This is a genomic window from Jiulongibacter sediminis (assembly GCF_001306455.1).
In the GTDB taxonomy this organism is placed as follows: domain Bacteria; phylum Bacteroidota; class Bacteroidia; order Cytophagales; family Spirosomataceae; genus Jiulongibacter; species Jiulongibacter sediminis.
Window position 1 is genome coordinate 305,391 of the sequence record NZ_LGTQ01000012.1, and the last position, 14,028, is coordinate 319,418.

Genomic DNA, 14,028 nt, shown 5'->3' on the forward strand with positions numbered 1-14,028 from the left:
AGTACTCTGATTAGTCGATGGAGTATACTACATGAATAACGACCCGTACTTTTTTATAAATATCATTGGTTGAGGAGGCGTATCCACCTTCTCCCTGTGCAGATGCATCCCGATCAACGATACTGAAAAGCCCCTGGCTGGCACTTTTGAGTTTGCCGAGCGAAACATTGCCATCTTTGGTAAATTCTTCAGCTGCTTGCCGTGCATTGGCCGTAGCCTCAGAGAGCATAGCCGGCTTGATATCATTTAATCCGGTAAAGAGGTATTGCACGGAAGGAGAATAGGCATTACCTGAGGAAATATTGATTCCAATCTTCAGCAACTCATCCGTTCTTCTGCTCAATTCCTGAATTTTCTTAACCTCGGCAGACCTCACCTGAAGACTGTTCTGAACCAGATAACGGTAGTTTCCCACATAATTCCCGTAAGCCTGAGCCTCTTTGTCAGTCACGTTTAAATCCAGCTGAATGATCTCGTCCTTTTTAACTCCATTTTCCAACAGGAAGTCGGTAATCTGTTTTTTGGAAGCTTCGATTCTCCTGCTTCCTTCTTGCAAATCATTGACAGTAGCTTCGGTTTTAATCGTCCACACGGCCTGATCAGCCATCACTTCACGCTCTGCCAACCCTTTGACAGAAATGCTTCTGTCTTCTTTTCTGAATCGCTGAATGCCATAGGCAATGAATAATCCGTGTAGGACGAGGGCAAGTAATCCTCCTACGCCTATAGCTATTTTGTATCGTGTTTGCATGACTGAAATTTAGTGTTTTGAAGTTAACGTAAATTTCGATGATAACGTACAGATCAAAAAAATCCTGAATCGAGTTCTTCAACCAAATTCAGGATATCAAAAAAGAAAACAGTTTGCTTTTAAGTCACTTTCACACTTTTAAGCAAGTCCCTTTCGCAGTAAACCTTGCCATCCGTGATAACCGTTTTTGACCTTTTTATTATCCTTTTGAGGTTGAGCCTGAGTAGTTCGAGAAGCATTCAATTCTTTCAATTGATCAATGCTTTTATACACTCCACTTTTTAAGCCCGAAAGGTAGCCAGCTCCCAAAGCCGAAACATCTGGATTTGATTGTTGATTGAGAGGTACGCCCAGCAAATCTACCAGAAACTGCATGACGAATTTGTTTTTACTCAGACCGCCGTTGATGGAGATGCTTTTCAACTCAGTGCCCATGTCTTCTCGCATGGCTTCAATCACATCTTTGATCTGATAGGGAATACTCTCCAAAGCCGCCCGAACAATATGGTTTTTAGTAGTACCGAAGGTCATTCCTTCAATGGAGGCCCGGCGGTTCATCTGCCAGTGAGGTGCTCCCAAACCACTGAAAGCAGGAACCAGATAGACGCCGGCATTGTCTTCCACTGCCAGAGCCATGGTTTCGGTTTCCTGAACATCTTTGAAAAGACCTAATTCATTTTTTATCCATTCGATGGTAGATCCACAGGCCACAATGGCCCCTTCCAGAGCGTAATCCACCCGATCTTCTGTACTCCATGCTACTGTTGCTAATAGACCTTTTTCTGAATCAATGGGCTTTGAGCCGGTGTTCATCATGATGGAACTTCCCGTTCCCATCGTCACTTTTGCCGTACCGGCTTCAAAACACCCTTCCCCGAAAGTAGCAGCGTGGGAGTCGCCGATAAGAGCTGTTATTGGGATGGTAGATGATGGATGTTGGATGTCAGATGTTCCGGACATTCCAAAATCCAAAATCAACGATCCGAAATTGAAAGACGAAGGACATACTTCCGGTAAATTCAATTTTTCTAAACCCCACATTTTCAGAATTTCCATATCCCATTTCAGGGTGTGGATATTCAATAAAAGGGTGCGATGAGCATTGGTATAATCGGTTTTAAATTCTTTTCCACCTGTTAGTTTAAAAAGCAGCCAGCAATCTACGGTACCGAAATAAACTTCTCCGGCCTCTAATTTTCCTTTTAGAATCAAATCATTTTCAAGCAACCATAGCAATTTGGTCGCCGAAAAATAGGGATCAATGATGAGCCCTGTATTCCTTTTGATCAAATCATTTTGACCCTCGTCAATCAATCGTTGACAAATATCCAACGAACGTTTACAGGCCCAGACCACTGCCGGGGCCAAAGCATTTCCCTCCTGATCCCAGAGAACAAAAGTCTCTCTTTGATTACTAATCCCGACGGATGATATGTCACTAATTGTCAACCCTTCCTTACTGAATTTTGAAAGGCAATCTGCCATAGAATCCAGCACATTATGATAAATCCCTTCAGGGTTTTGCTCCACAAATCCGTTATCAAAATAATCGGTGTGCAAATCAGCATGACCTTTTGCCACGGCATTGCCCTGGTCATCAAAGATGACTGTTTTAGTACTGCTGGTACCCTGGTCTATGGCTAAAACGTATTTCATTACTTTGAACCCTTACTTTTCCTGTCAATTATCACTGCAAGTAGAATCACCCCTCCTTTGACCACCTGCTGCCAAAAGGGCGAAACATCAAGTAGGACCAGTCCGTTATTTAAAACCCCGATGATAGCAGCACCGATTACCGTACCGGTCACTGTCCCTACGCCACCGCTCAAAGAAGTTCCTCCTATAACTACCGCAGCAATAGAATCCAGCTCGTAACTCACACCGGCATTGGGCTGAGCAGAATTTAAACGCGATGTAACTAATACACCACCAATGGCGGCCATGGTTCCGGCAAGACCATACACCCAAAGCTTAACTCTGTTGACATTAATCCCTGATAAGAAAGCGGCTTTTTCGTTTCCGCCGATAGCGTATATATATCTCCCGAAAGTGGTCTTCTTGGTCACAAAAACCATCACCAAAACCACAATCAGAGAAATCCAAACCGGCAGGGGAATGCCGAGCAGCCAACCGGAACCAATAAATTCAAAACTAGATCCGAGGTTAGAAATGGGGATACCTTTAGTGTAAAGCATGGTCGCTCCCCGGGCTATGGTTAACATCGCCAGGGTAGCCACGAATGGGGGAATACTGAATTTGGTGATAACAAAGCCGTTGAAGAGCCCCATTAGAAGCCCGACCAGCAGGGCCACTAAAACACCTCCCAAAACGGTAAAACCCACAAAAAGGTCAAAGGACTGAAACTCAAGCCCGCTTTTCAATAAACCGGCACAAACCGCTGAACTGAAGGCCAGAACTGAGCCCACAGAAAGGTCTATCCCTGCCATGAGTACCACAAGGGTCATGCCCACCGAGATACAAACATTGACAGAAATTTGCCGGAGTACATTCCACAAATTTGTGGTGGTCATGAATTTGTCTGACAGCAATGTAATCACCAGACACAAAGCAAAAAGTGCCAGCAGTGATTGTGATTTTTTGAGTAATTCTTTGTTCACTTTTTTTAATGATTATCCCGATAGTTATCGGGAGAATGATGAATGATGAATTTCGGGCCGAGTCCATTCATAGTTCATCGTTTATCATTCATCGTTTCAAATCGCTTTCTTTAATAATATTTCCTCGGTCACCTCTCCGGCTTTAAACTCCGCTGTAATCTTCCCTTCTGCCATCACCAGGATGCGATCAGAGAGGGCAAGAATCTCCGGAATCTCGGAGGATACTAACAGAATACTTTTTCCACTTTCCGCCAGCTTCGCGATCAAGTCATAAATCTCACTTTTGGCATTAATATCAATTCCACGGGTCGGTTCATCCAGCATCAGAATCTCCGGAAATGTATCCAGCCATTTGGCCAAAACCACCTTCTGCTGGTTTCCTCCGCTCAAATTCACCGCCAATTGACTCTCTGAAGGTGTTTTAATGCTTAGTTCATTAATATATTTCTTCGCCGTTTCAGCCTCCTTCCCAGCTTGAAGCAAGGTTCCGTTTTTTAACGTTGTTAAACCAATATTGGCAGACAAATCCATCCCAAGGACTAAACCCTCACTTTTGCGGTCTTCCGTCAAAAAAGCCAGTCCATGATTTTTGGCCACCTGAGGTGATGAAATTTTGACCTGCTCTCCATTGATCAGGGTTTCACCCTGCAAATTCCGGCTATTCAAGCCAAAAATGCTTTCAAGAAGCTCCGTCCTCCCGGCTCCCATCAGGCCAAAAATTCCGAGAATTTCTCCTTTGCGAAGTTCCAGATTAATATCATCAAGAAGATTTCTGTTTTTGATGGTTGGATGAGGCAGGTTGAGATTTTCAACTTTTAAAGACACCTCACCAGCTGCCTTTCCCTGAGACTTAGGAGGAATTTGTACTTCCCTACCCACCATCAAACTTATAAGATTAGCCTCAGTGGTCTCACTCATTTCTCCGGCACCTACTGTTTGGCCATCACGCAGCACCGTATAAGTGTCGGCAATCCGGAAAAGCTCGTCCATCTTATGAGAAATATAAACAATGGCCTTGCCCTCGGCTTTGAGTTTTGCAATTATTCCATGCAGCCGGTCAATTTCCTTATCTGTCAGAGCCGAGGTGGGCTCGTCCATAAGCAAAACATGCGTTTCAATGAGTAGAGCTTTGGCGATTTCTACCAGTTGTTGCTCGCCTACTTTAAGGCTTTCAACCTTTGTATTGGGAGAAATGTTGAGGTTCACTTGTTGGAGCAATTCTGCCGAACGTGACTCCATTTCCATATCATTCAAAACTCCAAACGTGTTTTTGACCTCATTACCCAAAAAGATGTTCTCTGCAATGCTTAATGAAGGAATCAGATTTAACTCCTGATGAATGATACCCACTCCAGCCAACTGAGCCGCCTTTACAGACTCAAAAGTCACCTTTTCACCATCTAGTAAGATATCGCCCTCGTAATCCTGGTAGACCCCGGTCAATACTTTTAGCAGAGTAGACTTCCCGGCTCCATTTTCACCCAGAATGGCATTAACTTTACCTGCATAAAAGGTAAAATTCACATTCTGCAAAGCTTTTACTCCGGGAAAGGATTTTGATATGTTTTTTGCTTCCAGCATTTATAGGGTTGAAAGTATTGACGGCAATATTTTAGGGTTTATCAATTTGTACAGGAACTACTCTTATAGTCAAATCTTCATTTTTACTGAGTTTGATGGCACCATTGACTGTCACTTCATCGCCCTGCCTAAGCTCCTCTAAATCTTCTGGAATTGCCTCTTCCCGAATAATAGAATTTAAGGCCTCCGATAAAGCATTAAATTCAGCGTTTGTTTTAAAATCGGTGAGTTTTACAAGTCGCGAAGCATCACGAATGGCGTTGCCAAAAATGAATTCGGTATCTACGGGCCAAACAGTACCTGATTTGTCTCTTACTTTCAGAAGGCCATCTGTTTTTTCCGCAACCGTCCCTTCTACACTGACCATAAAATAAGCGGAGTTTCCAATGCCCAAACGGTTTCCGTAGGTTTCAAATGCCCGGTTTTGATCTGCCTTTACTTCTACCAAGAGCTGATCTATGGCGATAGGAGTTTCCGCCTTTAATAAGCCTTGGGTGTAAAGAGAGTCTGCATAGGTGGCAAAGTCGAAGCTTTCCGATGTCTTGCTATTTCGATCGCTCAGTTTTTCAAAGTAAACCGAGTTGTAACCGAGCAGAGCGATCAAAACTATTAGTATGGCGTATTTCATATTCAATGTTTATGGCACACAGATTTCATTTATGAGAAGAGATTAGCACTGATTTTTCCAATCCGTTTCATCCGTATTCCTACAATTAGGGTTTACTTTTTCAAAAATCGTTCGGCATTCTCCTTTACCACCAATTCAACCTCCACCGGTACGCGTTGGGGGAAATCTCTCTTACCTTTGAAATATTCATCCGCATAGCGGGCGGCGTATTCGGCCATTACCAAAGGGTGTTGCATTCCGGTAGCCACAATTTTGCCTTCATCAATTTTCTCCACCACTTCATCGGCTCCGTCAAAACCAAAAACCTTTACCCGATCAGCTTTCCCAGCAGCCTGCAGAGCCTGATACGCACCTAAGGCCATGGCATCGTTTCCACAAAAAACGGCTTCGATATCAGGATTAGCCTGCATGATAGTTTCCAGTACTTCCATGGCTTTGTTTCGGTCAAAGTCTCCACTTTGCTGTGCCACCATTTGAAGGTCTGGAAATTTGTCAACCACCGAGTGAAAGCCTCCGGAACGAGCCCAGGTATTATTATCACCAACCAGTCCAATGATTTCCACGTACTTGCCTTTTCCGCCCAGAGCTTTGACAAACTCAATCCCTATTTCTACGCAACCGCTGTAATTATCTGAAAGGATTTGTGCCGTGGCCGCATCATTGGAGTTTACCTCGCGGTCCATGCAAAAAACAGGAACTCCGGCTTCTTTGGCTTTCAGGATATTGGAGATAGAACCGTCTGCATCTGTTGGATTGAAAAGGATAGCATCATAGCCGGAAGAAATCAGATTTTCAAAGTTATCCGACTCCGTCGCCGGATTATTCTGACTATCGAAAATCTTGGTTTCATAGCCCAGCTTTTGAGCATTCTCGGCGGCTGCCTCTGCCAAAACAACGAACCAGGGATTATTCAGAGTAGAGATGACTACCGCTACTTTTGGTTTTTCATCATCCCCTTTTTTACCGCAGGACAGAGCCCCGAAGGCCAGAATGATGAATAGTAGAAATTTAATTTTCTTCATTTTCGTCGTTTGTAGAACACGGATTGAACAGATCACTCTATGAACACGGGTTTACACTGATTTTATCAATGTAAATCTGTTTTTATATTCCGTAATCTGTGTCCCATTATTTCAATAGTTCAATTGCCGTTTTGGTCAAACCTTCCTCTGAGATTCCATAATGATCAAAAATCTCAACTTGAGAGCCATGAACGGTATGGTCATCGGGCAGGCCAACAATTTTAAACTTATTCCTGAATCCATTTTGGAATAAATGGGAGGCCACCGCCTCACCCAATCCACCATTGACAGAATGCTCTTCTACCGTAAGAATCGGCTGACCATTTGATGCAAATTTTTCAATCAGACCCGTATCCAACGGCTTGATGGTATGAATACTAAGAACCGTGGCATGAATTCCTTCTTCCTCCAATTTTAAAGCAGCCTGATAAGCCGGCCAAACGCCTTCGCCAGTGGCCACAAAGGTCAGGTCAGAGCCCTCTTTCAATACGCGACCTTTTCCGAATTCAAAATCAATACTCCCCAAATTCTGAGGCATCGCTTTTTTCCCAAATCTGATGTAAACGGGAGTTTCCATTTCAGCCGCAGACCTGATGGCTGCTTCTGTTTCGAAATTATCAGCCGGTGCCACAATAGTGATGTTATTGATCGCTCTCAGCACAGCATAATCATGTAAACTGTGATGGGTGCTTCCCAAAGCTCCGTAACTCACCCCGGCAGAAATACCGATCAACTTCACCGGATTATCTGAATAGCAAACATCATTTTTAATTTGCTCTAAAGATCTCGCCGTAAGAAAACAAGCCGGAGAAACAGCAAAGGCCTTTTTGCCCATAGCTGCAAGTCCGGTAGCCACTCCAACAAGGTTTTGCTCCGCAATACCAACCTCCACTATTTGCTCAGGAAACTTCTGACCAAACGGTACCAGTTTACCCGAACCTCGCGAATCACTGGTGACTGCCATAATGCCTCTGTCTGTTTCAGCGAGTTTTTGCATCGTTGCAGAAAAGACTTCAAGGTTAGGTTTACCCAGTAACACTTCGTTTTTAATTTCTTTCGTCTCCATCTCTAATTGTTCCAGGCTATTCATCATTTTAAACTTCCTCTTTTATTAACAACTCCTCTCTGGCCATCTCCATTTGTTCTGCAGATGGCACTCCATGATGCCATTTGATATTATTTTCCATGAAACTTACCCCTTTTCCTTTCACCGTATGTGCAATCACAAAAGAAGGTTTCCCCTCTTCAAAAGGCAGGCTTTCAAACGTCTCAATCAGGGCATCATAATCATGACCGTCCACTTCTTTAACTGCCCAGCCGAAGGCTTCCAGTTTCTTCGCTACAGGCTCTAAACCCATCACTTCGGCATTGCTTCCTGTAATTTGCAATTTGTTATAATCCAGAATTGCACAAAGGTTATCGAGCTTATAGTGGGCCGCAAACATCATGGCTTCCCAGTTGGAACCTTCCGCCATTTCGCCATCGCCCAAAACCGTATATACTTTGACACCTGAATTATCTTTCTTAGCCGCCAAAGCATTTCCGCAACAAATCGGCAAACCGTGGCCTAAACCACCCGTATTCTGCTCCATACCATTTACTCCTTTGGTAGGGTGACCAATGTAGGGTGACTGATATTGACAAAGTGTCATTAGATCTTCCTCAGGGAAAAAACCCCTATCGGCTAAAACCGTGTATAGAGCCTCTACGCTATGGCCTTTACTCTGAATGTATCGGTCACGATTGGCATCGTTGAAATTCTCAGGAGAGACATTCATAATGCGATTATAAAGCACATTCAGAATATCCATGATGGACAAACTACCTCCTGTATGCCCTGCTTTCGCATTATAAATGATCTCCAACGTTTTCCGCCGGAGCTCTATCGATTTATCTTTTAATTCTTTTGCTGTCATCTTTCTTCTCAATTTTCAGTTTAGCCAAGATCTGATGTCAGTTCGAGCGGAGTCGAGAACCTCTATCCTGGCAAAAAGTTTACTGCTAAAGTGACTGTCCTCGACTACGCTTGGACTGACATGATCAGTGTTTATAAACCTCCCAGCCCATATAATTACTCAAAGCTTCTTCCAGAATGCCCGCAGTTTTTGAGGCATTCATAACTACGTGATGTTCAAATCCGTTTCTACAGATGTATTTCATCAGACCTTCAAGATCATTAATCTGTGCAACAGCCCGGTTTCCGAACGTAGTCAGTGGATCATCCGTCAATTCACCTTCACCGATATAAGCTTTGATAATTCCGTTTGGATCATCAGTACTGATACGACCATATGTTAAAGGCATTGCCGGCGTGCGACCATCCAGTGCTCCGTAGGTATTCTCCACACCCACAGAAGTTCCCAAAATCGGAGCATTACTTATCTCAATATCCGGCAGGAATGACTTCGCCCAGTTTCCACAATGGAAAAGCACACATTTCTCAGGATCATCCGCATAGTTATTATTCCAATCCACCAGTGCCGAAGGCGAGCCCGAAGCCAGCTGCATGGCATACATACTGAGCGTTCCTGTCACATCCACCTCACAGGCAGAAGGAAGCATGTTTTCAGACATGATACTCATACTGGTGCATACGTTGCAGCCGTAGTTTTGCTGAAGGGAAGTCCAACATTGGATGGCTGTGGCGTCCAATGCATATTCCTCCATGATTTCTTTCAATACTACGTCCAGTTTCGCAATTTGAAGCATCGCTTCGTTCGGCGTTTTTCCTTTTGGTGCATAAGCATTGATACTTTCGATATGCTGCTTGACTTTAGCATCATCTCCGTTAAGCTTATTAGCTCTACCAAGAATTTCTGAGAGGTCGAAAGTGGTAACCGTAACACCGTTTCTTTGAAGAATTTTCTCAGAATAACGAACTGTATTAAACGCTCCCGGTCTGGCACCTATCGCTCCGATTCTAACAGATTTCAACCCGTTGGTTACCCGACATACAGCTACGAAATCCTTTAAATCTCTTTGGAAAACCTCTGAAGAAGGCAGACTGACATGCTGGGAGGTCAACGAATATTTGATGCCATACTGGTACAGGTTATTACAAACTGAAATCTTGCCACACCAGCTGTCCCGGCGATTCACCACATTCATTTTGCTCAGTTCATCGGGATAGGCCTGAATGAGAACCGGCACGTCAAGACCAGCAAGTTTCAGTGTATCAGCCACACCTTTTTCATCACCGAAATTAGGCAACAGAACCAAAACACCTGAAATTTCTTCGCGATGTGCCTTGAACAGATTCGCACATTTCATGGCCTCCTGATAAGTTTCCACACCACCAAGTTTGGTTTCATTTGTACCCAACAAAACCGCTTTCAGGTTCAGTTTATCAAATACCTCAATAATTTCTGTTCTGGCTTTCTCTACCAAACTATCCGGAAAAAAGTCCCGGTTTCCGATGATTACTCCTAATGTCATTTTGTTATATCTCAATTTATTGGAACACTGATCAAATCCGTGAAAATCTACTAAATCTGCAGTATCCGTGCTCCCATTTTACGCTACAATTACTTCAATCTCATTATCTCCAAAAACCTCTTTATGCTTATCCTGTATCCCTGAATCCGTGATGATATAATCAATCATTCCTAAGGCTCCCAAGCTTGCCAAAGCACTTTTGCCAATCTTCGTACTGTCAGCCACCAAATATGCCACTTCAGCAGCATCGATCATGGCTTTTTTAACAACAATATCACTGATACTCGGATAAGTAAGGCCTGACTTCAAAGAGATACCAGCCGTTGCCAAAAAAAGCTTTTGAACATTCAGACCTTTAAAAAAATCAGCGGCTTTCTGCCCCGTAAGAGACAAAGTCGGTGGCTTGAACTCTCCACCAGTCATGATAACCTCGACATCTAAACCCGTACCCAACATCAGAGCAATGTTCAAAGCATTTGTGATCACTGTCAAATTCTTCAGCCCTGAGGACTTGATTTTCTTGGCGATCTCTGTTGTTGTACTTCCTGAATCCAGAATGATAGTATCCCCATCCTCAATGTACTCAAGACATTTCTGAGCAATCGCCTCTTTCTTGTCCAGGTTTTCCTGATGAACAAGTGAGAAACTCTTCACCTGATCTTCAACATTCTTTAATGTTGCTCCGCCATGCTCCTTAATGATAAGATCTTCTCCTTCCAACTTCTCCAAATCCTGACGGATAGTCACTTCAGTTACCTTAAAAAGGCGGGCCAGATCCACCACTTTGGCAGAACCATCCTCCTTTAGTAATTCGAGTATTTTATCCCTTCTCTGATTCGGCAACATAATATCAATCCTTAAAATGAAGCCCAAGATAACGCTTAAAACTTCATTTCGTCGACAAAATTAAAAAGAAAACAAACGAAACAAAACAAAAGTAAACGAAAATATTTGTTTGTTATATTTTTGCTTTTATTTTCGCATTCCAGAAATAGTCAAATTATTTCCTGAGAAAACACCCTGAATTATAAATAATCATGAAAAAACCATTTCGCTTTTTAAATATACTGATTACACTTTTTCTGGCGATCTCCATTTCCAGCACTCCGGGTTCAGCTCAACGCAGACCCAGCGGCATAGTATCGCCGGAAGTCCTGTCAGACAATTCTGTAATTTTCCGAATCTATGCTCCAAAAGCTGAAGATGTTCGTGTAGTAGGAACCTGGAACAGAAAGTTCGCTCCGGATATCATGAGTAAGAAAGATACTTTATGGGAGGTAAAAGTAGGCCCGATACCTTCTGATATGTATGAGTATGACATTGTGGTGGATGGCTTGCCTATGCTTGATCCATATAATAAAGCCGTAACACGGGATGGCGGTTACATTCAAAGCAGGCTAATGGTTCCTGGAGGATTGGGTGATCTTATTGATGCCAAACAAGTACCTCATGGAGACCTGAAAGCGGTATGGTATGATTCTCCGACGGTTGGACCTGAGCAACGTCGCATGTTCATCTATACCCCGCCGGGATATGACCAGAACCCGAAGAAGAAATACCCGGTGATGTATTTATTGCATGGAGCCGGAGGTGATGAAGAAGTTTGGGTGAATCGTGGTAGAGCCAATTACATCATTGACAACCTGATTGCCGCAGGCAAGGCCAAACCGATGATTGTGGTCATTACTAATGGGGACGTAAATAATACGGCTACTGTTCTTGACCGTGAGGCTTTTGCTACTGCAAAAACTACCCCTGGTGGAGTCGGTGCAATGGCCGCCGGCCTATTTGAAAGAAGTCTGGTTAATGATGTCATGCCATACGTCGAGAAGAACTACAGAACTATCAATGACGCAGACCACCGTGCACTAACTGGTTTTTCTATGGGCGGTTATCATACACAGAATATCAGCAATGCAAATCCTTCTTTATTCAAATACATCGGCGTGATGAGTATGGGTTTGTTCTCGACATTTCGTCCTGACGGATATGACAAAGAAAAACACGTGGCTCAATTAAAGGCTCTACAAAAAAATAACCCTAAGGTATACTGGATTGGCATGGGAACAGACGACTTCCTTTACAGAACCGGAGTGGAGTTGAGAAAACTTTACGACGAAGTCGGTTTCAAATACATTTACCGTGAAAACATCGGGAACCATGACTGGAATAGCTGGAGAATGTATTTGACGGAGTTTGCTCCTTTGTGTTTTAAATAATAATGAATGAAAGATTGAAGAGCAAGGTGTAAGTTCGAGCGGAGTCGAGAACAGTCCCTTATCAGAAAAAGCATCTTCGAGGTCAGGGCTTCGACTCCGCTCAGCCGGACAATTCAATTGTCAGTCCGAGCGTCCGCAGGACTCTGTGAGAAGCCGAGGACAGTCACAATCAAGTCTTTAACCATTTCCAAAATGAAAAAAATCAAACTAATCTTTTTAACACTTATCCTCGGCATTTTTGCTGTCATTCAAACGAATGCTCAAGAGGAAAAACCTCGCATCATCATCACTGCTGACCCTGAACTTGATGATAACAACTCCCTTATCAGGTTTATTCTATACAGCACAGACCTTGACATTGAGGGTCTGGTTTATGCCAGTTCTCAGTTTCACTGGACAGGTGATGGCAAGGGTACAAAATGGTACGTACCCGGGCGTGAATACGACCGTTTCAATATGGGTATCTGCCCCTGTGAAAGCTACCGATGGGCAGAAGATGAGCGGTTTATTCACGATATCGTAGAAGCTTACGAAAAGAGTTATCCAAATCTAAAAACGCATCATTCAGGATACCCAACACCCGAGTATCTTAAATCAAAAATCAGATTTGGAAACGTAGAGTTTGACGGAGATTTCTCAAAGGACAGCCCGGGTTCAGAACTGATCAGAGAAACCATTCTTGATAACGAACCCGGTAAACTTTTCATCACCTCATGGGGCGGAGCCAGCACAATAGCACGGGCCTTAAAAGTAATTCAGGATCAATACCAGTTTACCACCGAGTGGGATGCTATCAGAGAGAAAATCAACCGTAAAGTAGTATTACTACCTTCCGGCGATCAGGATGATACCTTTTATGGATATATCCGCCACAACTGGCCGGGTATAGAATATAGGGTATTCAGAGACAGTCCAAACTATGGTTATGGAGCACAATTAAGAGCCAATGAAACCAACAAGCCCCTGTTGACCCCAGCGTACATGACAGAGAATATTGTATCCAAAGGCCCTCTAGGAAGCCTTTACCGTGTATGGGGAGATGGAAAACAAATGGTGGAAGGCGACAAGGTTGACTACTTCGGGCTTTCCGGTTACACAGCCGATGAACTTAGAAAAATGGGCTATTTCGTTTGGATGCCACCTCAAGAGAAAGGCTCCTGGCTAGGCGAAGGGGATAATGCCACTTTCATGAATATGCTCGGAAATGGACTCAGAGCCTATGAAGACGGCACTTTCGGTGGCTGGGGTGGCCGTACTATTCCAACGGTGGTCGAAAGCAATTCGGCCTTTTCTTCATCTGCCGGATCAGCAGAGCAAATGGCCCAAAGATTAGCAGCAAGAAATAATGAGACAGAAGAAGTGGCCATCCCATTCCCTGACTTTTTCGCTGAAGCTCAGAAAAGTTTCGTAGCCCGAATGAAATGGGCGGTCACTCCAAAATATAGCGAGGCCAACCATGAGCCGATTATACACTTCCAAAGCCCCGAGAACTTACTGGTTAACCCTGGGCAGAAAGTCAAATTACACGCGGCTGTCAGCGATCCCGACGGCAATGAGGTGAAACTTCAATGGGTGCAAATGCCAGCTGGAACTTACACGCAGGCGGTAGAAATAAATAACGCTCAAACAGAAACGGCCGAAGTCCAAATCCCGGAAGATGCCAAGCCGGGTCAAACAATGCACTTCATTTTGAAAGCGACTGATAATGGAAGTCCGGCTTTAACCCGATATCAACGTGTAATCCTGGAGATTAGAAACCGATAAACCCATCAGG

12 protein-coding genes are annotated in these 14,028 nt (G+C 43.7%); 2 read left to right on the forward strand and 10 right to left on the reverse strand.

From position 1 onward, the window contains the following. Positions 1-10: 10 nt before the first annotated feature. The 10 genes from AFM12_RS16250 to AFM12_RS16295 form a co-directional block, all read right to left on the reverse strand. Complete coding sequence (locus AFM12_RS16250; protein WP_055150262.1) at positions 11-751, reverse strand: SIMPL domain-containing protein; 741 nt, start codon at positions 749-751, stop codon at positions 11-13. A gap of 138 nt (positions 752-889) precedes the next feature. After that, positions 890-2,407, reverse strand: coding sequence for an FGGY family carbohydrate kinase (locus AFM12_RS16255; RefSeq protein WP_055150265.1), 1,518 nt, complete (start codon positions 2,405-2,407; stop codon positions 890-892). Then, positions 2,407-3,369, reverse strand: coding sequence for an ABC transporter permease (locus tag AFM12_RS16260; protein ID WP_055150268.1), 963 nt, complete (start codon positions 3,367-3,369; stop codon positions 2,407-2,409). Before AFM12_RS16260 ends, AFM12_RS16255 begins: the two co-directional genes overlap by 1 nt. A gap of 96 nt (positions 3,370-3,465) precedes the next feature. Beyond that, on the reverse strand, positions 3,466-4,950 hold the full coding sequence (locus tag AFM12_RS16265; protein ID WP_055150271.1) for a sugar ABC transporter ATP-binding protein: 1,485 nt from the start codon (positions 4,948-4,950) through the stop codon (positions 3,466-3,468). 31 nt (positions 4,951-4,981) lie between these two features. Next, positions 4,982-5,578, reverse strand: a complete 597-nt coding sequence (locus tag AFM12_RS16270) for a DUF2291 family protein (protein WP_055150275.1) — start codon at positions 5,576-5,578, stop codon at positions 4,982-4,984. Between the two features lie 92 nt (positions 5,579-5,670). Further along, positions 5,671-6,600 (reverse strand): D-ribose ABC transporter substrate-binding protein, encoded by a 930-nt coding sequence (locus tag AFM12_RS16275; RefSeq protein WP_055150278.1) that lies wholly within the window; start codon positions 6,598-6,600, stop codon positions 5,671-5,673. A 106-nt stretch (positions 6,601-6,706) separates the two neighbouring features. Further along, positions 6,707-7,690: a transketolase family protein gene (locus AFM12_RS16280; RefSeq protein ID WP_374754274.1), complete on the reverse strand. Its 984-nt coding sequence runs from the start codon at positions 7,688-7,690 to the stop codon at positions 6,707-6,709. A gap of 4 nt (positions 7,691-7,694) precedes the next feature. Further along, entirely contained in the window at positions 7,695-8,516 is an 822-nt protein-coding gene (locus AFM12_RS16285; protein WP_055150281.1) for a transketolase, read from the reverse strand. A gap of 124 nt (positions 8,517-8,640) precedes the next feature. After that, the gene (locus AFM12_RS16290; RefSeq protein WP_055150284.1) at positions 8,641-10,035 is read right to left on the reverse strand and encodes an L-fucose/L-arabinose isomerase family protein; all 1,395 of its coding nucleotides are present in this window, start codon (positions 10,033-10,035) and stop codon (positions 8,641-8,643) included. Positions 10,036-10,113: 78 nt separating this feature from the next. Further along, positions 10,114-10,881, reverse strand: a complete 768-nt coding sequence (locus AFM12_RS16295; protein WP_055150394.1) for a DeoR/GlpR family DNA-binding transcription regulator — start codon at positions 10,879-10,881, stop codon at positions 10,114-10,116. Between the two features lie 191 nt (positions 10,882-11,072). On the opposite strand from AFM12_RS16295, the gene AFM12_RS16300 reads away from it, so the two are divergent. Together AFM12_RS16300 and AFM12_RS16305 are read left to right on the forward strand one after the other, a co-directional pair. Beyond that, positions 11,073-12,254 carry an esterase gene (locus tag AFM12_RS16300; RefSeq protein WP_055150287.1) on the forward strand — a complete coding sequence of 394 codons (1,182 nt, stop codon included), beginning with the start codon at positions 11,073-11,075 and terminating at the stop codon, positions 12,252-12,254. Positions 12,255-12,446: 192 nt separating this feature from the next. Beyond that, positions 12,447-14,018: a DUF1593 domain-containing protein gene (locus AFM12_RS16305; protein ID WP_055150290.1), complete on the forward strand. Its 1,572-nt coding sequence runs from the start codon at positions 12,447-12,449 to the stop codon at positions 14,016-14,018. Positions 14,019-14,028: the final 10 nt, after the last annotated feature.

Coding starts and splice junctions, on each gene's coding strand:
- AFM12_RS16300 (WP_055150287.1), top strand. CDS start 11,073: ATGAAAAAACCATTTCGCTTTTTAAATATACTGATTACACTTTTTCTG.
- AFM12_RS16255 (WP_055150265.1), bottom strand. CDS start 2,407: ATGAAATACGTTTTAGCCATAGACCAGGGTACCAGCAGTACTAAAACA.
- AFM12_RS16250 (WP_055150262.1), bottom strand. CDS start 751: ATGCAAACACGATACAAAATAGCTATAGGCGTAGGAGGATTACTTGCC.
- AFM12_RS16280 (WP_374754274.1), bottom strand. CDS start 7,690: ATGAATAGCCTGGAACAATTAGAGATGGAGACGAAAGAAATTAAAAAC.
- AFM12_RS16270 (WP_055150275.1), bottom strand. CDS start 5,578: ATGAAATACGCCATACTAATAGTTTTGATCGCTCTGCTCGGTTACAAC.
- AFM12_RS16275 (WP_055150278.1), bottom strand. CDS start 6,600: ATGAAGAAAATTAAATTTCTACTATTCATCATTCTGGCCTTCGGGGCT.
- AFM12_RS16285 (WP_055150281.1), bottom strand. CDS start 8,516: ATGACAGCAAAAGAATTAAAAGATAAATCGATAGAGCTCCGGCGGAAA.
- AFM12_RS16295 (WP_055150394.1), bottom strand. CDS start 10,881: ATGTTGCCGAATCAGAGAAGGGATAAAATACTCGAATTACTAAAGGAG.
- AFM12_RS16265 (WP_055150271.1), bottom strand. CDS start 4,950: ATGCTGGAAGCAAAAAACATATCAAAATCCTTTCCCGGAGTAAAAGCT.
- AFM12_RS16290 (WP_055150284.1), bottom strand. CDS start 10,035: ATGACATTAGGAGTAATCATCGGAAACCGGGACTTTTTTCCGGATAGT.
- AFM12_RS16305 (WP_055150290.1), top strand. CDS start 12,447: ATGAAAAAAATCAAACTAATCTTTTTAACACTTATCCTCGGCATTTTT.